Below are 23,208 nucleotides of genomic sequence, written 5' to 3'. Positions count from 1 at the left end.
ACTGGAAGGCGTTTACTTCTCGCCGTCCAACAGTAGGTCGTCGAGGGAGGAAGCGTCGAGTTCGAGGGGCTCTTCCACGGTGCACTCGTAGTTGCCGTCCTGATCGATGCTGATCAGCACGTGGCTACGGTCGCGCAGCTTGCCTTCAACCACCTTTTGAGCGATGCGGTCGACGATCTCCTTCTGAATGAGGCGCTTGAGCGGACGCGCGCCGAAGATGGGATCGTATCCGTCGATGGACAGGTGCTCCATCGCGGCCGGCGTCACGTCGAGCGTGATGCGGCGGTCGGCCAAGCGGTCGCGAACCTCTTCCAGCTGCAGGTCGACGATAGGCTCGATGTTCGTCATGTTAAGCGCGTTGAACACCACCACGTCGTCGATGCGGTTGATGAACTCGGGGCGGAATGTCGCGCGCAGGGCACCGTCGATGGCCTGCTTCATGGCTTTCTCGTCGCCGTGCTCGGCGAACTCGCGGATGAACTGCGAGCCCACGTTCGACGTCATGATGATGATGGCGTTCTTGAACGACACCACGCGACCCTGGCCGTCGGTCAGGCGGCCGTCGTCAAGCACCTGCAGCAGGATGTTGAACACATCCGGATGCGCCTTCTCGATCTCATCGAGCAGGATCACGCTGTACGGCTTGCGGCGCACGGCCTCGGTCAGCTGACCGCCTTCGTCGTAGCCCACGTATCCCGGAGGGGCGCCGATGAGGCGCTGCACCGAGAACTTCTCCATGTACTCGGACATGTCGATGCGGATCATGGCCTTCTCGCTGTCGAACAGGTACTCCGCGAGCGCCTTCGCAAGCTCGGTCTTGCCCACGCCCGTGGGGCCCAGGAACAAGAACGAGCCGATGGGGCGATTCGGGTCGGACAGGCCCGCACGGTTGCGGCGGATGGCGCCGGCCACGGACGACACGGCCTCATCCTGACCCACCACGCGCTCGTGCAGCTTCTCTTCGAGGTCGACCAGCTTCGCCATCTCGCCCTGCATCATCTTCTGCACGGGGATGCCCGTCCACGTGGACACGACTTCGGCAATCTCGTCGTCCGACACTTCCTCCTTGAGGATGGCGCCGTCCTGCTGCTTCACGTTGAGCTCTTCCTCGGCCGCATGCAGCTGCTGCTGCAGCGCGGGGATGCGCGCGTAACGAATCTCGGACGCCTTCACGAGGTCGCCCTCGCGCGTAGCGCGCTCTTCCTCAAGCTGCGCGCCTTCGAGATCGCCCTTGAGGTTCTGCACGTGCTCGATGGCGTCCTTCTCGTTCTGCCATTCCGCCTTGCGCTTGTCGAGGTCTTCCTGAGCCGTGGCAATCTCGCGACGCAACGCCTCGAGGCGTTCCTGCGACGCCTGGTCGCTCTCCTTCATGAGCGCCTGCTCTTCAATCTGCATCTGCGTGAGCTTGCGCTCGGCGGCGTCCACCTCTTCGGGCATGGAGTCGATCTCGATGCGCAGACGGCTGGCCGCCTCGTCCATGAGGTCGATGGCCTTGTCCGGCAGGAAGCGGTCGGAGATGTAGCGGTTGGACAGCTCGGCCGCCGCCACGATGGCCGCATCGGTGATGCGCACGCCATGGTGAATCTCGTACTTCTCCTTGAGACCGCGCAGGATGGCGATGGTGTCTTCCACGGTGGGCTCGGTAACCAGCACCGGCTGGAAACGACGCTCGAGCGCGGCATCCTTCTCGATGTACTTGCGGTACTCGTCAAGCGTCGTGGCGCCGATGGCATGAAGCTCGCCGCGGGCCAACGCCGGCTTCAGCATGTTGCCCGCGTCCATGGAGCTGTCGCCCGTGGAGCCTGCGCCCACGATGGTGTGCAGCTCGTCGATGAACAGGATGATGCGGCCTTCGCTCTGCTTCACTTCGCGCAGCACGGCCTTCAAGCGGTCCTCGAACTCGCCGCGGTACTTCGCGCCGGCCACCATCGCACCCAGGTCGAGCGCCACGATGTCGCGATCCTTCAGCGACGAGGGAACGTCGCCGGCCACGATGCGCTGCGCGAGGCCTTCCACGATGGCCGTCTTGCCGGTGCCCGGCTCGCCGATGAGCACGGGGTTGTTCTTCGTGCGGCGGCTCAGCACCTGGATGGTGCGGCGGATTTCCTCGGCACGGCCGATGACCGGGTCGAGCTTGCCCTCGCGCGCCTTCTGCGTGAGGTTCTGGCCGTACTGCTCGAGCGCCTCGAACTGCACCTTGTTCTGCTGATCGGTCACGCGGGTGTCGCCGCGCAGTTCCTGGTACGCCGCCTCGATGCTCTTGCGCGTCACGCCGGCGGCGCTGAGAATCTTGCCCGCCGCGCCCTTCTCTTCGGACAGCGCGATCAGCAGGTGCTCGCTCGTGGCGTAGCTGTCGCCCAGCTTCTCGGCCACCTTCACGGCCTCGTCGATGAGGTTCATGAGGGCCGGACCGGGAATGCCGCTCATCATGCCGGGGTTTCCGCTCACCTTCGGCATGCGCTGGATCTCCGCGTCCACGTTGGACTGCAGCTGGAACGGCTCGGCACCGATGCGCTTGATGATGGCAGACAGGTTGTTCTCTTTCGATTCAAGCAGGGCCTTCAGCATGTGAATAGGCTCGGCTTGCGATGACTCGTTCTCGGACGCGATGACAATCGTCTGCTGCAACGCCTCCTGAGCGGTCAGGGCTAGTTTGTTCAAATTACCCATGTTCATACAAAGTTCCTCCTTCGCTAAGGCAGCTGCCGCAATGCGGACGGCAGGTCGGACACGCGCACGAGGGCGTTCACACTTTCGCGCGTTTCAAGCTCGTGCACGCGGTCGGCCAAACGACGCACGCGCTTGTGCAAATCGTCCAGCTCGTTGTCACGCTCGTCCAAACGGCCCTGGAGATCGAGGATGCGAATGACCCCCGCCAGGTTGATGCCCTCGCTCGTCAATTCGTTGATAAGCTCGAGCCGCTCGATGTCGGCCTGCGAATACATACGCGTGTTGCCGCTCGTGCGCTGGGGCGAAACCAGCCCCTTCTGCTCGTAAGCGCGCAGCGTCTGCGGGTGAACGCCCGCCAGCTGCGCGGCCACGCTGATCATGTACAGCGGGCGGTTGCGATCGGTACGCTCGCTCATTACCAGCTCCTCACATCATCGGTCGTGGCGGCTATATAGTCTTCCATGGCCTTTTTCTGGCCTTCGTTCATGTCTTTGGGCACAACCACCTTCACGGTGATCTTGAGGTCGCCCGCGCCTTCGCCCTTCACCTTCGGAGCGCCCTTGCCCTTCACGGACAGCACAGTGTCGTCCTGGGTGCCCTTCGGCACGCGCACGCGCACCTTCGTGCCGTCCGGCGCGGGAACGACGACGCTTGCGCCAAGCGCGGCCTCGGCCACGCTCACCGGCACGTCCATGAGCACGTCGGCGCCCTTGCGGGTGTAGAACGAATGCGGCTCGATCTTCGTGGTGATCAGCAGGTCGCCCGAAGCGCCGCCGTTCTCGCCCGGACCGCCCTTGCCCTTGAAGCGCAGCCGCCCGCCGTCAACGGCGCCGGCCGGAATCTTCACGGTGAGCGTTTCAGACTCGCCGCGGCCGGGCACGCGCACGGTCACGCGCTTCTCGGTACCCTTGAACGCCTCGTCGAACGTGACGTTGAGGGTGACGTTCATGTCCTGGCCGTTGCGCGGACGCGGCTGGCGGCCGCCTCCGAAGCCCGACATGTCGTTGAAATCCCAATCAGTTCCGAAGGCGCCTTCGCCGTGGCGAATGCTCTCCAGAATATCGGCCCAGCTGCCAAAGCCGCCGCCCGCTCCACCGAAGATGTCCTCGACGTTCACGGAGCCGCCGCCTCCCCAACCTTGTTGAGGTATATGGTTCTCGTTCGCCGTACCGTATTGGTCGTACAGCTTGCGTTTCTTATCGTCCGACAGCACCTCGTACGCTTCGTTCAATTCCTTGAACTTCGCCTCGTCGCCGCCGGCGTCGGGGTGATGCGTGCGTGCGAGTTTGCGAAAGGCCTTCTTGATCTCGTCGGCCGTCGCTGTGCGTGGAACGCCAAGCGTCTTGTAGTAGTCGGGAGTCGCCGCCATGTTCCACCGCCTTTCCTTCTATGAAGCAGAAGCGGGCCTCATTCGCGCCCGCTTCATCTCGTCGTCCTTATTGTTTTCCCGCGTCTTCCTGCGGTTTCTCCCGTTTGGGACCGCCGGAGGTGACGGTTACCATTGCAGGCCTGAGAACTTTCGTTCCCATCTTGTAACCTCGTTGGTATACCTCGGACACCGTCTCGTCGGGCACGCTCGCGTCGTCGATGGTGGCAACGGCCTGCGCTTCCAGCGCGTCGAACGCCTCGCCGGTCGGGTCGATCACTTCGACGCCGTCCTTCTTCAGCACATCGACGAGCTTCGCATGCACGGCCTTCACCCCGTCGAACAAGCCGCCTTCGCCGTTCTTCGTGGCGTAGTCGATGGTGCGCTCGAAGTCGTCGATGACGGGCAGCAGGCTGGTGACCAGCTTCTCTGTCGCACGCGCCTTCTCGACTTCGCGCTGCTCCGTCGTGCGGCGACGGTAGGTATCCCACTCGGCATGCAGGCGCATGTACTTGTCCTGCCACTCCTGCATCTCGGCCTTGGCCTGGGCCACCTGCTCGTCGGCCGAAGGGCCGGCGTCTTCGATGATCTCGGCTTCGATCGGCTCGTCCGAGGCAACGCCCTCTTCGGGCTGGCCCTGCGGCTGAGCTTCCTCAGCCGCAGAACGGGTTTCTTCGATGGGAATGCTCTTGCCTGCGCCTTGAGCCGCGCGCTCAGGCGTGGGCTGGTTGGGCTGGGCCATAGCGATTACTTCCCTTCCTTATCGTCGTCCTCGACGACCTCGTAGTCGGCTTCGATGGTGTCATCGGCCGGCGTGGACTCGGCGGTTGCAGCCTGCGAGGCGGCATCCGGGCCCTGCGTGGAGTAGACGACCTCGGCCAGCTTGTAGCCTGCCTGCTGCATCTTCTCGGTGGCGGACTTGATGGCGTCCAGATCGGAGCCCTCGAGCGCGCTCTTCGCCTCGGCGATGGCCTCTTCGGCAGCGGTCTTCACGTCGGACGGGGCCTTGTCGCCCACTTCCTGCAGCGTCTGCTCGGTGGCGTTCACCAGGGCGTCGGCGTTGTTGCGAATCTCGATCTCTTCCTTGCGCTTCGCGTCTTCCTCGGCATGGGCCTCGGCGTCCTTCACCATGCGCTCGACCTCGTCGTCGTTCAACGCGGTGGAGCCGGAGATGGTGATCTGCTGCTGCTTGCCGGTGCCCAGATCCTTAGCGGACACGTTCACGATGCCGTTCGCGTCGATGTCGAAGGTGACCTCGATTTGCGGCACACCGCGGCGCGCGGCCGGGATGCCGGTGAGCTGGAACTTGCCCAGCGTCTTGTTGTCGCCCGCCATCTGACGCTCGCCCTGCAGGACGTGCACCTCAACCGACGTCTGGTTGTCGGACGCCGTGGAGTAGATTTCGGTCTTGCGGGTGGGGATCGTGGTGTTGCGCTCGATCATCTTGGTCATGACGCCGCCCATGGTCTCGACGCCCAGCGACAGCGGGGTCACGTCGAGCAGCAGGATGCCCTCGACGTCGCCGGCGAGCACGCCGCCCTGCACCGCTGCGCCCATGGCCACGACCTCGTCCGGGTTCACGGACATGTTCGGCTCTTTGCCGGTGAGCTTCTTCACGAGATCCTGCACGGCCGGCATACGGGTGGAACCGCCGACGAGGATGACCTCGTCGATGTCGCCCGTCTTGAGGCCGGCGTCCTTGAGCGCCTGCTCAACCGGCTTCTTGATGCGATCCAGCAGATCCTTCGTGATGCGCTCGAACTCGGCGCGCGTCAGCGTGTAGTCGAGGTGCTTCGGGCCGGAAGCGTCGGCCGTGATGAACGGCAGGTTGATGTTGGCCTGCGTGGTGGAGGACAGCTCCATCTTCGCCTTCTCAGCGGCTTCCTTCAAGCGCTGCAGGGCCATCTTGTCCTTGCGCAGGTCGATGCCGTTGTCAGCCTGGAACTTGTCGGCCAGCCAGTCGATGATGCGCTGGTCCCAGTCGTCGCCGCCCAGGTGGTTGTCGCCGGCGGTGGAGGCAACCTCGAACACGCCGTCGCCCAACTCCAGGATGGACACGTCGAACGTGCCGCCGCCCAGGTCGAACACGAGGATCTTCTCGTCCTTGTTGGTCTTGTCAAGGCCGTAGGCCAGTGCGGCAGCCGTCGGCTCGTTGATGATGCGCAGCACTTCGAGGCCCGCGATCTTGCCGGCGTCCTTCGTGGCCTGACGCTGAGCGTCGTTGAAGTACGCGGGCACCGTGATGACGGCCTGCGTCACCGGGGAGCCCAGCTGCTTCTCCGCGTCGTTCTTCAGCTTCTGCAGCACCATGGCGGAAATCTCTTCCGGCGTGTAGTCCTTGCCGTCGATGTCGACAACCGCGCGGCCGTCCTTGCCCTTCTGCAGCTTGTAGCTGACGGTCTTGCGCTCTTCCGGCGTCTCGTTGTACGAGCGGCCGATAAAGCGCTTCACGGACGACACGGTGTTCTCGGGGTTCGTGACGGCCTGGTTCTTCGCAGCCTTGCCGACCACGCGCTCGCCGTCCTTGCGGAAGCCCTCGACCGACGGGGTGGTGCGGTCGCCCTCGGCGTTCACGAGGATTTCAGGCTCGGAGCCCTCCATGACCGCCATCGCGGAGTTCGTCGTGCCCAAGTCGATACCAAGAATCTTGCTCATTATCCTGCTTCCTCTCTGTCGGAGTTGTTACCTAAATCAATGGTCGTTAGCAGTCGTTTTTCTGTCTATGCGTCAAAGCACGCCCGCAGGCGCACTCTGTCGATGGAGGGTGCCTGAGGATGCGTTGCGTAAGCTCAAGCTCTCTTCGATGTTTTGGACTATATTATCTAAGTCTGTTGGTGTCAAGTTTATTACCAATTTGTAATATAAGTTTTGTTAACGCACCAAACTATAGCGATCTGCGACATCCTCAAGCGGTTTCGAGACGCTTCGTTACGCCCTGTGCGCGCAACCGTTTCCCCAACGCAAAGAACCCCCGCCTCCTGTGGAGACGGGGGTTCTCATTGCGCTTGCGATAAGCGTGTGAAGCGGGAGGTTAGTCCTCCACGACCTCGGGAATCGCGCCCATCGGGCACTCCTCGACGCAGTCGCCGCACGCGATGCACGCATCCTCGTTCACGACTTCAGCGACGCCGCCAACAACCTCGAGCACTTCCTGCGGGCAGGCATCGACGCAGATGCCGCAACCGATGCACTCATCGGCTTCGATAACCGGGTGAGACATAGCTAACTCCTTCTCGTCAAAAGCATTCCGACGGGACGCGTCGGTCACTTCCCCAAAAACTTTATGCCCGCAAGATACCATTGTTGTCCGCAAATGCAATAAGAAACCGCGAATTTCTCAGGGGACGGGGCAAAATCGTTTCAGAGATGCCGCCTCTAGCAAATGCGCGGCAGCTGCTCGCCCACAAGCATATCGAGGATACGCGTGCCGCCGAACGCCGTGCGCAGAAACACCTTCGAGCCGCGCTCCGGCTGCATGGCCGCCACCTCGCCGATGATGGCCGCATCCGCGCCGTAGCGGTTCGCACGCATGGCCGCGAGCGCCGCGTCCGCCTCGTCGGCGGCCACCACGCACACCATCTTGCCCTCGTTCGCCACCTGCAGCACGTCGTAGCCCAGCATGTCGCACGCGCCCTGCACGGCGGGCTTCACGGGAATCGCATCTTCCTCGACGGTGATGTCGGTGCCCGACTGCGCAGCCAGCTCGTTGAGCGTCGAGGCCAGACCGCCGCGGGTGGGGTCGCGGAAGCAGCGCGTGTTCGGCGCCGCTGCCAGCACTTCGGCGATGAGGTGGTTGAGCGGGGCCGCATCGCTTTCCAGGTCGGCCGAAAAGCTCAGCGATTCGCGGCAGCTCATGATGGTGATGCCGTGGTCGCCCAACGTGCCGGTGACCAGCACCTTGTCGCCCGGCTTGCACTGCGCGCCGCCCAGGTTGACGCCGGGCGCAATGGTACCCACGCCGGATGTGTTGATGTACACGCCGTCGCCGTGCCCGCGATTGACCACCTTCGTGTCGCCCGTGACCAGGTGCACGCCGGCTTCTTTGGCGCATTCCGCCATAGAGGCGCAGATGCGCTTGAGGTCCTCGATGGGGAACCCTTCTTCCAGCACGAACCCGCAGCTGAGGTAGCGCGGCGTCGCGCCGCTTGTGGCCACGTCGTTCACCGTGCCGCAGATGGCAAGGCGCCCGATGTCGCCGCCGGGGAAAAAGTGCGGCGTCACCACGAAGCTGTCGGTGGAGAACGCCAGCCGCTCGCCGGGCTCGGGTGCGGGCAGCACGGCCGCATCGTCGCCGCGCAGCAACTCGTCGCCGGCGTACGCGGCGAAGAACACGTCGTCGATAATGCGCTTCATCATCGTCCCGCCGCTGCCATGCCCCAGCATGACCGTGGTATCCATAAGACTCCTTACTGTAGTTGTCATCCTGAGCGAGCGAAGCGAGCCGAAGGATCCCGCTATCGTCGCGCGCAGCCTATATATACTGTCCGGTGGTGGTGACTACCAGGCGGCCGTTCTTCACGCCCTTCGTGCCCAGGATGAGGTTCGCGATATCCTGCACGAGGCCGGTCTCGCCGCGCAGCACGATGATCTCAAGGCAATGGTGCGCATCGAGGTGCACGTGCATGGACGAGATGATGGACTCGAAGTAGTCGTGCTGAATGGCGTGCAGCTTCTCCTGCAAATCGCTCGCATGGTGGTCGAACACGATGGTGAGCGTGCCCACCACTTCCACACCCGGCGTGGCGCATTCGTCTTCCACCAACGCGTCGCGCACGAGGTCGCGCACCACTTCGCTGCGGTTCTTCGCAAGGCCGCGTCGTGCCACCAACTGGTCGAAGCGGACAAGCAGCTCCTCGGGCATTGCCACCGAGAAGCGCATGAGGTCGTTGCTCATAGGCGCCCCGACAGCCTACACAAGGTTGACGGTGACGTTCGCCGACGCGTCGGCGTCATCCTCGAGCGCGTCCTTCGCTTCGTCGAGCAGCGCGCGCACGTCGTCGAGGATGGCCTGCGCGGCATGCATCTTCTCGGACACGGTGGCGAAGCCGGCGTCGCCCGCCATATGACCCAGGTTGTGCGCCCAGCGACGCTCCAGCTTGATATGATCGTCGATCTGCTCGATCATCTGCTCGAATTGTCCCGTGTTGATTCCATTCGTGCACATAGGAGTTCCTCCTCGATTGTTTCTTGCTATTATTACGGTTATACGGCGAACGCCCCCGAACCGCAAGGGATCGTGTGAAAAAATCTGCGAATGGTAACATGTACGAGATCGCGCTCGACGAAGCGTGGGAATTGTTCGGCGCGTACCTCGACGGTGCGCGCTCGGCCCTCGTATGCGTGCTGAGCGGAAGCGCCCTCGACGAGCGCAGCCGGGCCGCGCTGTGCAGCGCCGCGAACTCGCTCGGATACGGCCCTGCAGCATGCACGTTCGCCCGCACGGAAGAATTGGACGAAGCGGCCCTCTTCCAGATGATCGAAGGGCTCGACCCCCTCTGCCTCATCGCGGCCGACAGCCAAGCCGCGCAAGCGCTCGGCCGCACGTACCGCTGCGACATCCCGCTCAAGAAACCCAGCCGCGCCTTCGGCCGCAGCGTCGTGGCCTTCTCGTCGTTCGCGTCCATGCTGAACGACGGCCAGGACAAGCAAATCGCCTGGGCGCTGCTCAAAAAACTCCCCCGCTTCGGCGAATAGCGACGCCCAACAAAGCACAGCGGCCCGGAACGAGTTCCGGGCCGCTGCAGGTGCGGATGTTTCACGTGAAACATCCGTTCGTTCGTGGTTGGGCGGTTATGCAGTGACAACCTCTTCGGCGGCTTTGAGGAGGGCGTGCACTTCGTCCATCGTTTCGGCTTCGGCGTAGATGCGCACGAGCGGCTCGGTGCCGGAGGGGCGCATCATGACCCACGCGTCGCCCTCGAGGTAGAACTTCACGCCGTCGCGACGGTCGACGTCCACCACCTTCTTGCCGCAGATCTCGTCGACCGCATACGCGGGCACGATGTTCGCGCGGAAGTTCGCCATCTGCTCGTCGGTGATCTTGAGGCCCTGGCGCTCGAACTCGAGCTTGCCCACCTTCTCGAACATATCGTCCACGAGCTGGCCCAGGCTCATGCCGCGCTGCGCCATCGTCTCGCACAGCAACAGCGCCATGAGCAGGCCGTCGCGCTCCATGACATGGGAGGGAATGCCGATGCCGCCGGACTCCTCGCCGCCCAGCATGACGTCGCCCTTCTCCATCTCGGCGTAAATCCACTTGAAGCCCACCGGCGTGCTGGTGAGTTCGAGGCCGAGGCGCTTGCACTGACGCGCGAGCATGGCCGACGCGGTGATGGTGGACACGACGCGGCCGCTCAGGCCCTTGTCCTCGGCGAGGTGCGCGGTGAGCAGCGTGATGATGCGGTGCGGGTTCACGAAGTTGCCGTGCTCGTCCACCGTGCCGATACGGTCGGCGTCGCCGTCGTTGATGAAGCCGGCGTCGTAGCCCAGCTCGGGCACCTTCGCGATGCAGCGATCGACCCAGGGCGGAATAGGCTCCGGATGCAAGCCGTCGAACGTGGGATCTTCGGCGTTGTTGATCTCGCACACCTCGACGCCCAGGTCGCGCAGTAGACCCGCCAGGTACATGCGGCCCGCGCCGTAGAGCGGGTCCACCACCACGCGCAGGTTGGCCGCGCGGATGGCCTCCGCGTCCACGCGCTCTTTGAGCGTGGCCAGGTACGGCGTCATGAGGTCCACCGTCTCGTACGCGCCGCGCGCGTCGGTGGCCTCGTCGGCGAACGCCGCCTCAACGCGGTCGGTGAACTCTTTGCCCGCCGCGCCGCCGTCGGCCATGCGCAGCTTCACGCCCAGGTACTCGGCCGGGTTGTGGCTGCTCGTCAGCATGATGCCGCCAACCGCGTCGGCGTCCTGCGCCACCGACCAGCACAGCGTGGGCGTGGGGCAGTAGTCCTCGGTCAGCAGCACGCGGAAACCCTGTGCCGCCGCAACCTCGGACGCCAGCTCGGCGTAGGCGTGCGCGTCCTGTCGGCAGTCGTGGCCGACGATGAGGGTGCCCGGCGCATCGGCCGCGCGCCCGGCCGCAACCGCATCCTCTTTGAAGATGCGCGCGGCTGCGTCGATGACGCGCACTAGGTTTTCGTTGGTGAAGTCCTCGCCGATGATGGCGCGCCAACCATCGGTTCCGAAGTGAATGTCTGCCACGGAGGAGTCCCTTCGTTCCGTTTTGCTTTGTCTTCCGCTTCGCATTATAGCCAACCGAAGGCCCGGTGCGATATTCATCGCGAAAGAGGCAGATGAAGTAAGGGGCATAAACTAGCACAGGCCGCGGGGGAGGCGGCCTGTGCTTGGACGAGTGAAACGAGGAGAACCGTTGGAGTCGGTATTTCCACAACGCATACTTTACGCTCCTGATTATACTTTGTCAAGGATAATTCCGCATCGATTGAGAATGTTTCACGTGAAACATTTCGGGCGAAGCGCCGGCGCGGTGCATGCTATCCTGTCATCATTTCGGGGAGGAACAGAGGGCAAGAGGGCCTATGGGAAGCGCATTCAATCGCATCGACGATCGACGGCGGTACGTGCAGCGGTTCAAGGAGAGCCTGGTGGCTCATCCGTTTCTGTCGATCGGCTTCGGCTTGTACTGGATGCAGACGGTTCTGCTGTTCCAAAGCCCGTACCTGTTTCTCGACCCCACGCCGCTCGCAGGCATCTCGTCGCTGCCGAAGGGCACCGTGCTGCTCGTGGCGAGCGTGCTCACGTACCTCGTGTGGGCCCTGGGGTACCGGCGCGTCAATCGGTTCAGCGAAGCGCGCTGGTTTCCCTATCTGCTGTGCAGCGGATTGATGCTCGGGGCCATTCTGTACAGCTCGTACCCGGCCCTCATGGAGCAGCATCACGACCTCGCCGTGGTCACCTACCTCGCCGGGTCCATCCTCATCGGATGCGGCACGGCGAACATCAACCTGGAAGCGAGCCGCGTGTTCGGCTGCATCGGACCGCTGCAGGTTTTGTTCAACGGCATCGCGGCGCTGTTCATCGGCACGGTGGGGGCGCTCGCGCTGTCGCTGTTTCCCAGCGAGGTGGGCAAGATCGTGCTCATCCTCACGCCGCTGCCCATGGTGGCGTGCATCTGGAAGAGCATTGCGCAGTTCCCGCGGCGCGAGCTGTACGGGCGCGGCATGCAGATACAGGTGCACCCGCCCACGAAGTTCCTCGTGACGTCGGCGTTTCAAGGGCTCGCGCTCGGCGTGATGCACAGCCTGCTCATCAACAACTTCGGCAGCTCGGCGCTCGTGGTTAGCATGGGCTTCTTCATCGCGGTGGCCCTGCTGTTCTTCTGCGCCATTTCGGTGAAGAACAACTTCGACGTGCTCATCTACCGCATCGGATTCCCGCTCATGGCAAGCGGGTTCTTCGTGGTGAGCATGTTCGATCCGGCGCTGCTTCCCGGCGCGCTCGCGCTCGACACGGGCTACTGCTTCCAGTACCTCATGTCGTGCTCGCTGTGCGCGTACCTGACGAAGGGCCTCGGGCAGCCGCCCGTGTGGATCATCGGCTCGGCCACCGCGTGCCTGTTGGCGGGGCAGTTCGTGGGAAGCGTGCTCGACGTGCTCGTGGCCGACTGGCGCATGCTCTCGGTGTTCGTGGCGTTCATCCTGCTGCTGGCCGCGCTGTTCATGACGAGCAGCCGCAACATCCGCACGGGATGGGGCGCCGTGAGTCCCGGCGAAAGCGGCAGCAGCGCCGACACGGGCGGCAACCTGGCCGTCGCGTGCCAGCTCATGGCCACCGAGCATCGCCTGTCGAAGCGCGAAATCGAGGTGTTCGACCTCATCGTGAAGGGCTACAACCGCAAGGCCATCGCCCGCGAGCTGAACATGGCCGAAGAGACGGTGAAAACGCACACGGGACGCATCTACCAGAAGCTGCTCGTGCACTCCAAGCAGGAGCTCATCGAGCTCGCGTCGCAGCGCGCGGCGTCGCTCGAGCAGTAAGAAGCCCGCGCTCCGGGAGGGTGGAGCGCGGGCGCGGGAAGGGTGCTATTCGTTCTCGGCGATGTACTTGCCGGTGAGGTAGCCGAACGTGACGCAGGTCATACCGTAGTTCGCGCCCTCAATCATGAACGTGTACGTTCCGGCGAACATGTCGCCCACCATGGTGCCCACGTTGTACAGGCCGGGGATGGCCTTGTCCTCCGCGTCGCACACCTGCATGTTCACGTTCGTGTTGAGGCCGCCGAGCACGGTGAGGAAGCCGAAGACGTCGGTCATCTCGCCGTAGAAGGGGCCTTCCTCAATGGGATGCAGGTGCTTGGCATCCTTGTGGAAATCGTCGTCGGAGCCCTGAGCGGCCAGCTCGTTGTAGCGCTTGACCGTGTCGACCGCCTCCTTCGGCAGGCCGAGCTTTTCCACCACTTCCTCGATGGTGTCGCCCTTGACGTAGTTCTTGTTGGAACCCGAGGCGGCCTTGTCCCACGAGGCGACGGCGGCGGCAACGGCCTCTTCGCCCGTCATCATGGAGTCGTTCGTCCAGTCGCCCGACACGGCTTCATGCTTCGCATACCCGGCATCCCAGATGGCGTACGCTTTCTTCTCGGGAAGCAGCAGGATGTTCTCGCTGGCCATGGGGCCGACGCAGTTCTCGTTCATGAAGCGCTGGCCGTCGCGATCCACAAGCAGGCCCAGGTGGTTCGTGTACAGGTTGCGCGGGCCGGGACCCCAGTACGATCCCATCGTGCAGTTCGGGAAGCTCTTCTGCCACGCCGCGCCAACCCACAGGCCCATCTTCTGGCCCTGGCCCTTGTAGATGCCGCCGTACTTGAAGCCCTGATCCCAGTCGGGGTCCTTGTCGTACACGTCGTCCGACACGAACTCGGCCGTCTCGGGGCAGTAGCGATGCATCATGTCGCGATCGCCCGAGAAGTCGCCCGTGGCCAGCACGATGGCCTTCTTGCCCACGTACTTCGCGTACGTGCCGTCCTCGCGCTTGCAGATGACGGCGGTCACGCGACCCGTGTTGTCGTTCTCGCGAATGAGCTGCTCGGCGATGTTCTTGTAGTAGATCTTGCCCTTGAGGTCCTCTTCGAGATGGCGCGCGAGCTCCCACACCAGGAGGGGCTGCATCTTGCCGGTGACGATCTCGAGGCCCTCTTCGGGAGGCGTCTGGCCGTTGAGGTCCCAACCGACGGCGGCCGTGCGCTGCAGGTACAGGCTGTCCTCGTCGTCCGGCGTGCCAATCTCGATGGTGATGCCGTAGCCGGCCTTCTCCATGAGATCGATGGTCCAGTTCATGGCCTCCTCGGAATGGTTGTAGTGCTGATACCACTTGCGCTGGTCAACCTTGTGCGTCTGGCAGAAGATCTCCTTCTGGTACTGCTCGACGGGCACGCGGGGGTAGCCCTGCTCCTCGAAGGCCTTGCAGTACACGGCGTTGTTCGAGCCGCCGCGGCACGTGGGCTTCGTGGAAGCGGACACGATGATGGTGTCGACGCCCGCTTCGGCCGCGCTGTTCGCCGTCATGAGGCCGGCGGTGCCGCACCCCACCACCACGAGCTCGGCTTCGATAGTTTCCTTGATGTCCGCGTCCGCAATGGGCTCAGGCGGAATCTCGAAGGACCACTTGCGCTGCGATGTGGCCGCGGTGTTGTACGATTCGCCTTCGGGCGAACCGGCGCTTGCAGCCGCCGCGTCCTTGTCTTCCTTGCTCGTGGGCGAGCACGCCGCCAGCGTGGCGGCGCCCATCGCGCCGACGGCCGTGACGGCCGCGCCCTTGAGGAAGTTCCTGCGATCGAGTTCCATGGTAGTGCTCCCTTCCGTGCGAAGATCGCGCCTCCCTCCGGCGCATCCCCTCTCCGCAACGATTCGCACGGTAGCCCCGCGGCGACGGCGGGCGCATCCCCCACCAAGGGGGCACCTGCGCAAACCCGCGATTGGCCCCTTTCGGGGGATGGCCGCATCCCTTGGGCACGAAGGGGCGACGACTGTTTCACGTGAAACAGAAACGCTTGCCGGGGGGTAGCGCCGAGCGACAAGAAAGCCGGGTCACCCCCCCCCCGCAGGAGCGACCCGGCTATGATGCCCGATACGCGCTTTTCTACCGCGCGCCGATCGCACGGCCCACCCTAATGCAGGTGGCGTCCGCTTCGACGCGTCCGACGAAGGCGCAGCGCCGCCACGCAGGCGACGACCGCCGCCGCCAGCGCCGCGCCGATGGCGACCCACATGGGCGTCGCGTCGCCCGTCTGCACCAAGCTCCCGCCGGGCAGCGGCTTGGGGGTCTCGGGAGCGGCGGATTGCGGTGCCGACGGCCCCTCGTACACGTTCTCGAACACCGGCGCGCCGTTCTCGCCGTAGCTCCAATCGGCGGCGGAGAGATGGCCGTCGCCGTCGTCGGTCACGTCGACCCGCACAGCAAACACGGTGTCGTCGTACGTGACGCCCTCGACGTCCCCTTCAACCTCGGCGATCTCGTATTCGTACGTACCGGCTTCATCATACTCGATCCGGCCGAAAGTGATGGACCCATCGGCGGCGTTCGCAGCAACGGCCACCACCTCGCCGGTAACCGCGTCGCGCAGCTCGAAGGAGAACTCGCCCTCGACCAGGTCGCGACCCGTCAGGCTCTTGGACGCATCGAGCGCGATGCTCGCAGGGGTCGCCGCGTAGGAGTTGCGGAAGGTCACGGCCTCGAACGCCTCCCCGCCCTTCTCAACCGACCACACCACATCGAGCGAGCCCGCGCCGTCGTCGGTCACCGTGGCGGTCACGTCGTACACCGCGCCGTCGTACGTCACGCCGCCCCGGTCCCCGGGGGCCTCGGAGAGCCAGTAGGCGTAAGTGCCCGCAGCATCGAACGTGAGCGCCGGCATCTCCACCGTTCCGTCGGCGGCGTTCGCAGCAACGGCCACCACCTCGCCGGTAACCGCGTCGCGCAGCTCGAAGGAGAACTCGCCCTCGACCAGGTCGCGACCCGTCAGGCTCTTGGTAACCGGAACGCCGCCCTCACCCGTCAGGCTGCTGTCCACGGGATCGACGCCGTAGACGTTGGTGAACGTAAACAGGGCGCCCGCGGCCGGATCGGTGACGGCGGAAAGCGTGCCGTCGCCGTTGTCGGTCACCGTCACGGCGAAGGTCTTGACGCCGCCCTCGTTGGCGACGCCCGCGAACTCGCCCGCTTCGGTCACCGAGTACGTGAAGGTCTTGGAGCGCGTCGCGCCCGCATGAGTCGCGGTTGCGACGGCTTCGCCCGCCTCGTCGGCAGCTTGACCCTCGGGCCACACGTTGGCAACCGTGTATTCGATCTCCCCGAAGCTCACATTGCCCACCGCGTCGTTCACGACGGTCTTGGTGCCGTCCGCACCGGTCCCCTGGGGCATCGGCGCAGGAGTGCCGTCGTCCGCCGCGAAGCCGGTCAACGTGAAGGTGTACGCGCCAGCGATGTCTTCCTGCGTAGGCGCGCTCCCGAAGCCGCCACCGTCGATGACTTTCCTGCCATCGATGGACTTGGAGATGGCCTGAGCGTCATAGACGTTCCAGAAGGTCAAACCGTTGCCCTCGCTGCCGTAGTCGACGGCGATGCCCAACGTGCCGTCGCCGTTGTCGGTCACGCGCACCGCGACGGCGAACGAGTATTTGACCGGCGTGATACCGCTGTCCCCGAGGGCGTCGGTTATCTCGGACACCTCGTAGACGTATTCGTAGCCCATCTCCGTCTTGGTCGCGATGCCGCTCGCGACGTCCGCGGCGAACGAGTTGCTGCTGTACGAGATGGCGGAGAAATCGATCGTACCGTCCGCAGCATTCGTTCCCGTGGCCACCACGTTGCCCTTGGCATCGACTACCTGGAAGGAAAACTCGCCCTCCACTAGATCGCGGCCCGTCAGCATCTTGCTGGCGTTTATAGCCGCATCGCCCTCGCTGCCGAGCACGCCGGTTGCAGCGTAGGAATTCGCGAACGGGATGACAACGCTGGCCACCGTATTGTCAGCATTGCTGACGGTGACGGTCTGCGACTTGCCGTCTCCCTTCAGCACGGTAATCGTCACTACGAGCAAGCCGTTGCCATCGTCCGTCACATCAAACGTCACCGTCGCGTTCTCGTCGTCGTTGGCGTAACCAGCCCCGCCGCCCTTCGTCTCGGTCACGACGAAACCGTACCGCTTGCCGCTGTCGTCCGCAGTGAACGTAAGACCGTCGAAGTCGAGGGGCATCAAGGCAACTTCTCCGTCGGCAGCAGCCTCGGAAGGCACCACCCTGCCCTCAGCCGAGATTCCCAGACGATCGGCCGATAGCTCGTCAAGGGGCTTCACCGTGAACTCGAACTGGCCTTCTTCCATGTCGCGGCCGGTCAACGTTTTGGAAATGCTCACGTTGGCCCGCTGCGAAAGAGGAAGCTCCACCTGGTACGCGTTGGAGAACGCGCCGTTCGCAACAGCTGCGATTGAGCTGAGCGTGCCATCGTGGTTGTCGACCACCGTAACAGTAACCGTGGCCTCGTGGCCGTCATACACGATGCCGGCGTTATCGCCTGCAATCTCGAACACCTTGTACACATAGGTGCCGGCCTTCGTGTAGACGATCTCTCCGAAGTCGAACGCAGCCTCGACGCCCTCGGCCGGCTTGCCCACCGTGACGGTATCGCTCTCGGGCATCGGTGCCCCCTCGGTCACGGCTTCAATCCCAAACTGGAACACGTAGTCGTCAGTCCATTCACGACCCTCGAACGTCTTGGTCAACCGGAAATTCGCAGGCACGCCTTCGGTCGGCGCGGCACTGTAGCTGTTCGTGAACGCCGCGATGTTATTGGGCTTGTTCTTTCCCTCATTGGCGTAACTCACGGCAGCGTCCAGCTGGCCGTCGTTGCCCTCATCGGTCACTTCCACGGTGATGGTGGATGTGGACGCATCGTAGATCCAGCCAAGGGGAACCTCTTGACCCTCGGCCGCCTGGTCTTCCACCACAGTAAACTGATAGGTGCCCGCTTCCCGGAAGGCTATGTCGCCGAAGTTTGCATCCTTTACCTCGCCGGCGGCGAAGGGGCCTTCAATGGAGACGTGGTTGCCGCCGGATTCGACATCGACCGCCTGCCACTTCTCGTTCTCAGGGTCCACCGGGGCCAGCGTGAAGGTGAAATCGCCATCGGTATCAGATCCCTCGACGCTCTTCTGCACTGCGAGCGCCGCGTCGCCCGAGAGGATGGCGGGGCTTGCCTCGTAGGAGTTCACGAAAATCGGGTTATTGCCCACGATTCGCGCATCCAGCCGACCGTCGCCGTCGTCGTTCACGTTCACGGTGATGGTCTTTGCGTTCCCATCACCGGTCGCCCACGTCCAACCCGCACGCTCGCCCGGATCGTTTTCGACCACGGAGAAGACGAAGGTTCCTTCAGCCGTGAAGGTCAACTTGCCAAAGGACGCTTCGGCACTGCCGCCTTCCTCGTACGGGCCCGCCGCCACGGCGGTTGCCGCTCCGTTTTCGTCAAGACCGACTACGGCGTTCCTATCGCCCTCTACCAGAGTCAACGTGAAATCGAAGCTGCCCTCGTAAGGGGCTCCTATCACTTGCTTGACCGCGGATAGCTCGGCCTCAACTGGCAGTTTGGCGTACTCGTTCTTGAAACTCACCGCAGGAGCAACGTAGTTCGCGTCTGCGGTGCTAGCAGGACCGTATACGATTTCGTTGACAGGGTCGCCTCCCGCGGTCTTGGTCCTGACGACGGTGGTCTTGGCATGCATCGCGCCTCTTCCGTCGTCCTCCACGCTGACGTCCACGCGGTACTGCGAAGCGTCGTAGGTCACACGATCGGCAATACCGGGCGTCTCGTCCACGATGAACGAATAGGTTTTGCCGGCATCATCCTGGTCGAAGACGAGTCCTTGGAGCTTTTTCATCACCTCGGGCACGCCATCGCGGCGGCTTTGGGCATTCGCGAAGCTCTTGTCATCATCGGTCAACTTGATGTTGGCCTCTTCAGCGGAGGTACTTTCGTTGTCAATCCCTGAGATGGTGAAACCGAACTCACCCGCATTCATGGCACGGCCGTTCAACGTCTTGCTCACGCTCAATCCGCCCGCGTCGCCGTAGTCGATGCCCGATTTGTACGAATTTTCAAACACGGCCTTGCTGTTGTCGACCGCGCCTTCTCCATTGTCATACGTCACCGATTCGACAGCCAGCCTGCCGTTATCCGCGTCGAGGCCTACGACCACCGTCACGTCGCATGCGTGCGTGTCGTATACGATCCCGTCAAGCTTGCCACCCTGCGCGCCTTCGGGCACGTCCTCGGTTATCCGGAAGGTATAGGTTCCCGCTTTGGCGAAGTGTACGGAGCCGAAAGCGAAGTCGACGCCGGATGCGCTTGCGGTAGCGGAGCTTTCGGTAATCTGCACAACACCGTCAGCAACGGCGCTCGCCGTGGCGTCCGTAGGCTCGAGCGTGAAGGTGAAGGTATCCTCTTCCGTCCAATCGCGGCCAGTCAGAACCTTGGTGCCGCCTAAGGCGGTGCCGCCTTCGAGCACGGCAGGGTCGGGTCTGTACTCGTTTGAGAACAAGATGGATTCATCATCGGTAACCGGCGCTCCGTCGCGCGTGAGCGTGCGGGTGGCGACGACGCGCGTCCCGCCGCTGCCGTCCAACTCGGCGCTCACGGCTACCTCCATCGTGTATACGGTATCGTCGTACGCCATGGCCGGGGTGTTCCCGGGAACCTCGCGTATCTCGTAGGTATAGGTGAAGCCCACATGCTCGCCTGTGAAGACCAGCTCGCCGAAGGAGACGGTGCCGGTTTCCGCGTCAATACTCGCGGTCATGCTTTGTCCGGGAGATACGCCTGCTGGCATGGGGGCATCAGGAGCATCATCGGAGCTCTTGTTTGTGGGCTTGAGCTCGAATAGGAAATCGCCGTCGCTCATCGGGCGCGATCCGGAATTATCGGTGTAGTTTTTGAACGCGTTCACGACAACCGTATCGTCATCGGCACTGAAAGCGTTAATGAACGAGGCAGTGGTGGTAGCGACGGGCGAGTCCAGTCGATTGCCCGCGTCATCGAAAAGTTGCGTTATTTGCGACGACGCCTCCAAGGCGCCCAGGCCGTTGTCGGTCACCTTGACCGTCACCAGATACTGCGCCTGCGACCGCGTAATGCCAGGAATGTCTGCGGCGGCGGTTGCGTCCTCGCGGATAACGTGGGTGTAGGTGCCCGGTTTCGTGTAGACGATGTCGCCGAAGCTGAACGAAGCCGCGCCCGTCTTGTCGGCCACGTCGGAGCCTTTCACCGTGACCTTGGTATTCTCGGGCGTCGGGGTACCCTCCGGCGAGATGGAGGCAGGGTGGATGCTGAACTCGAACTCGTCGGTATCAAGCCAGTTGCGGCCGTCGATGGCTTTAGTTCCGGTCAAGCAGACGGAACCGTCGAGCGTTGCGGAAGTGACTTTATAGGTGTTGACGAAGCTCGCCGTAGTTGTGGCACCGCCGGAAACGACGCCGGTCTCGCCGGTCGACTGCGAGGTGAAACCCTGCGGGACGTTCGTCTCGGTCACCGTATACTTCCAACCATCGGACAGACCGTAGATCAACAGCGTCTGCCCGTCGGCGATCTCGAAGACAGCCTTACCCTGGTCGTCGAAGCTCAGGGTGAACCGGTCGCCTTGAATGTCGCCCTGGGCGTTCTTGACTACGGCGTCGAAATTCTTGTTAGCCGCGTCGGCCACGACGATCTCGAAGGCGAATTGCGTGGAGGCGTAGTCCTCCTCGTCGATACCTTCCGGAACAGTAACGTCCTTGCTGATGGCGAGCGTACCTGGGAGCTCTTCGAGAAGCAGCCCGTTGTTGCCCAGGTACGAGTTGACGACGCCAGCCGCCTGTTCGCTCACCCACTCTGGCGAGACCACAGCAGATGCGGTGTCAGTTTCATTGCCCGCTTTCTTGTCGCTGAAATTCTTGATGTACGTCAAGCGAGGCTGACCGGCTTTGACATAGGCGTTACCGGCTGCATCGAAGCCAATCGCATCGCCCAAGAAGGTCAAACTGCTTGACGGGAAGGAATACACCTCGGTTTGCTTCTTGAGCGCGCCGTCGTTTTTCTCGTAATGGTCGAGCTGGTAGTAGAAGGTATCGAAGTTGGCGAGATTCTCCCGCGTCGCCGGCGTCGAGCAGGTTTCGTCAACGTAGACGGGGGTATTCGCAGTGAAGTAATAAAAGGAGTTTCCTTCGGCAGGTTCGAACGTTGCCGTGGTATTGCCGTGCTCGGCATCGCCAGCTACGCCGTCCGTTTTCTCGTAAAGGTTCGAATAGAACCGCACATTGCCGCTCTCGTCCTTGTTGGAGTCGATATAGCTTTGAAGCTCGGCATCGGGATCGGCGAGGGACGACGCCGCTTCATCTTTCAGGCTCACGCCGTAGAACACGCGAATGGGATAGGCCTCGTTGGTCGTGAAAGACTCACTTCCTTCGGTCGTGTCAACCTCGTAGGTGCGCAGAGGGATGAGGGCGGCCGGTATTTTGACCGTGACAACGTCGCCCGCTGCCATATCATCGCTGTGCTCGACCTCCACGATGAGATCGGCCATGTTCCCTTCTGCGTAGTCGGGGTTACCGGTTTCGACCGTGCCCTTGAAATGATAGGTGGTTACTTTACCGTCGGTGCTCGATGTGGGGTTGGCGAAGGACTGGTTCGCATACACCACCGTCATGTTGGATGGGTCGATCTCCATGTAAGCACCCAACTGATCGGAAAACGTAAGGTATCCGCCATGAGACGGATCGCCGCCCTCAACTCGCGTGGGCAGTCCCGCACCCGTGCTAATCTCCTCGAAAATATCCTCGAAGATGCTGTTCAGATCGTCAGCGTTGTCGGCGGCCTTGTAGTAGCTGGCATCCGCGACCCGATCGCCCCACGTAATAGTAAAATACCCGTCCTCGAAGAAACCGCCGTTGTCGCCCTGCGCCGTTGCATTCGGATAATTGCTCGAAACAGCGTTCATGTAGCTGTTGTAATCGTCTGTTCCGTTCGGGTCGGAGCCCTCCATCACACCGACTGAATAGATCAACGTGTCGTCTTGCTTGATCGAGTGAGCAGCGTTGACGGTGTCAGCCGCCACCTCGTTGTCAAAACCGTTCTGATGGTTCGGCTCGCCGTCGGTGAAGAAAATGACGACCTTCTGCGAATTTTTGCGAGCACCTTCCAAGACATTTTGCGCATGCTGCATGCCGTAATCGGCAGCGGTGGAGCCGTTGGCTTCCAATCTATTGACGGTATTTTTGAGTTCTTCGACATGCTCGTCGTCGACCGTCGTAAGTTCGGCACGCGTGTTGGCGTTACTTGCGAACGTCACGATAGAGATGGAATGTTTATTGGCAGAATCAGTGATGGACTCGTTGGCCTTCGCCGTCTCGTCAATGAAGTCGTTGACCGCGTTCTGCAGTGCGTCGAGTCTCGTCGGCTGAATATGCTGGTAGAACTGCACACCGTTGGGATTCTGGTCGGTTTTTGGTTCAACCGCCTGACCGTTCACCTCCCAACCGACATGCTCCCACCCCCAGAAACCGTTGATGGTGCGTTTCTCGGTAACTTGAACGTAGCCATCGCCCTGCTTGACATAGTAGTCCGGGGCAAATGACCAGCCGCTCGTTTCCTGAACGTCAGTGACTTCTTTATAGACCGGGTCGCCCATACCCTCATCCATAGAACCCGAAGTATCCAGCACCAGCACGATGTCGAGCGGGGTGGATGCTGTCGTAGTGAGGTTGGACGTTGAGGAGAGGGCGGAAAGTCCAACCAGGAAGTCGGCATCGCCCTTTTTGATGGTGATTGGCGAAGGAGAGAGCGTGATGTCGGAATCCTCGACGGTCTTATCCGTCCAGATCCGGCCCACGTTCTCGGTGCTGTCTCGCAAGCCATTCTCCCAGTTACCCAACGTGTTGGCGTCGGTTACGGTAGAGCTATCATTTGCCGCGAGTGGTACGGAAACGTCATCGGAATCGATTCCAAGGCCGAAGAGCGATGCGATCGCGCCGAGCGGGTCGAAGCCTCGTTCACCCCCTTCGCTCGCGTATGCCGCCATCGGTGCCATTGAAAGCACCAATACGAGGGCGATCAGACAGGCAAGCAGCCTAGAGTGAGACCCCCCCCCTCCGCTTTATCCTACCGTCGAACACCGCCATCTCTCTTCA

General features: G+C 62.7%; 14 protein-coding genes. 2 read left to right on the top strand and 12 right to left on the bottom strand.

From position 1 onward, the window contains the following. Positions 1–12: 12 nt before the first annotated feature. From clpB to C1876_RS02725, 9 genes are all read right to left on the bottom strand, one after another. Positions 13–2,676 (bottom strand): ATP-dependent chaperone ClpB, encoded by a 2,664-nt coding sequence (gene clpB, locus C1876_RS02765; RefSeq protein WP_114545195.1) that lies wholly within the window; start codon positions 2,674–2,676, stop codon positions 13–15. Between the two features lie 17 nt (positions 2,677–2,693). Beyond that, positions 2,694–3,086 (bottom strand): heat shock protein transcriptional repressor HspR, encoded by a 393-nt coding sequence (locus tag C1876_RS02760; RefSeq protein WP_114545194.1) that lies wholly within the window; start codon positions 3,084–3,086, stop codon positions 2,694–2,696. Then, the gene (locus tag C1876_RS02755; RefSeq protein ID WP_114545193.1) at positions 3,086–4,039 is read right to left on the bottom strand and encodes a DnaJ C-terminal domain-containing protein; all 954 of its coding nucleotides are present in this window, start codon (positions 4,037–4,039) and stop codon (positions 3,086–3,088) included. The genes C1876_RS02760 and C1876_RS02755 overlap by 1 nt, the downstream gene beginning before the upstream one ends. 67 nt (positions 4,040–4,106) lie before the next feature. Continuing rightward, positions 4,107–4,778 carry a nucleotide exchange factor GrpE gene (locus C1876_RS02750; RefSeq protein ID WP_114545192.1) on the bottom strand — a complete coding sequence of 224 codons (672 nt, stop codon included), beginning with the start codon at positions 4,776–4,778 and terminating at the stop codon, positions 4,107–4,109. Positions 4,779–4,783: 5 nt separating this feature from the next. Further along, positions 4,784–6,691, bottom strand: a complete 1,908-nt coding sequence (dnaK, locus tag C1876_RS02745; RefSeq protein WP_114545191.1) for a molecular chaperone DnaK — start codon at positions 6,689–6,691, stop codon at positions 4,784–4,786. Positions 6,692–7,067: 376 nt separating this feature from the next. After that, positions 7,068–7,256, bottom strand: coding sequence for a 4Fe-4S binding protein (locus tag C1876_RS02740; protein WP_013981099.1), 189 nt, complete (start codon positions 7,254–7,256; stop codon positions 7,068–7,070). Between the two features lie 155 nt (positions 7,257–7,411). Further along, positions 7,412–8,434 carry a hydrogenase expression/formation protein HypE gene (hypE, locus tag C1876_RS02735; protein WP_114545190.1) on the bottom strand — a complete coding sequence of 341 codons (1,023 nt, stop codon included), beginning with the start codon at positions 8,432–8,434 and terminating at the stop codon, positions 7,412–7,414. Between the two features lie 73 nt (positions 8,435–8,507). After that, positions 8,508–8,930, bottom strand: a complete 423-nt coding sequence (nikR, locus tag C1876_RS02730; RefSeq protein WP_114545189.1) for a nickel-responsive transcriptional regulator NikR — start codon at positions 8,928–8,930, stop codon at positions 8,508–8,510. Positions 8,931–8,945: 15 nt separating this feature from the next. Then, positions 8,946–9,200 carry a dynein gamma chain protein gene (locus C1876_RS02725; protein ID WP_114545188.1) on the bottom strand — a complete coding sequence of 85 codons (255 nt, stop codon included), beginning with the start codon at positions 9,198–9,200 and terminating at the stop codon, positions 8,946–8,948. 74 nt (positions 9,201–9,274) lie between these two features. Between C1876_RS02725 and C1876_RS02720 the strand changes: the two genes are divergently transcribed. Further along, entirely contained in the window at positions 9,275–9,730 is a 456-nt protein-coding gene (locus C1876_RS02720) for a hypothetical protein (protein WP_114545187.1), read from the top strand. 96 nt (positions 9,731–9,826) lie between these two features. On the opposite strand, the gene C1876_RS02715 is transcribed toward C1876_RS02720, so the two are convergent. Further along, positions 9,827–11,239, bottom strand: a complete 1,413-nt coding sequence (locus tag C1876_RS02715; RefSeq protein WP_114545186.1) for a phosphohexomutase domain-containing protein — start codon at positions 11,237–11,239, stop codon at positions 9,827–9,829. A 338-nt stretch (positions 11,240–11,577) separates the two neighbouring features. Here C1876_RS02715 and C1876_RS02710 point away from each other — a divergent pair, with 338 nt between their 5' ends. Further along, complete coding sequence (locus C1876_RS02710) at positions 11,578–13,035, top strand: response regulator transcription factor (protein ID WP_158544564.1); 1,458 nt, start codon at positions 11,578–11,580, stop codon at positions 13,033–13,035. A gap of 45 nt (positions 13,036–13,080) precedes the next feature. Here the strand turns inward: C1876_RS02710 and C1876_RS02705 are convergent, their stop codons facing one another. Next, positions 13,081–14,838, bottom strand: coding sequence for an FAD-binding protein (locus C1876_RS02705; protein WP_114545184.1), 1,758 nt, complete (start codon positions 14,836–14,838; stop codon positions 13,081–13,083). Positions 14,839–15,161: 323 nt separating this feature from the next. Continuing rightward, positions 15,162–23,108 carry a Spy0128 family protein gene (locus C1876_RS02700; RefSeq protein WP_114545183.1) on the bottom strand — a complete coding sequence of 2,649 codons (7,947 nt, stop codon included), beginning with the start codon at positions 23,106–23,108 and terminating at the stop codon, positions 15,162–15,164. Positions 23,109–23,208 lie beyond the last annotated feature (100 nt).

This window comes from Eggerthella sinensis (assembly GCF_003339815.1).
Taxonomy (GTDB): domain Bacteria; phylum Actinomycetota; class Coriobacteriia; order Coriobacteriales; family Eggerthellaceae; genus Eggerthella; species Eggerthella sinensis.
This window is presented reverse-complemented; position numbering and strand designations above follow the sequence as displayed.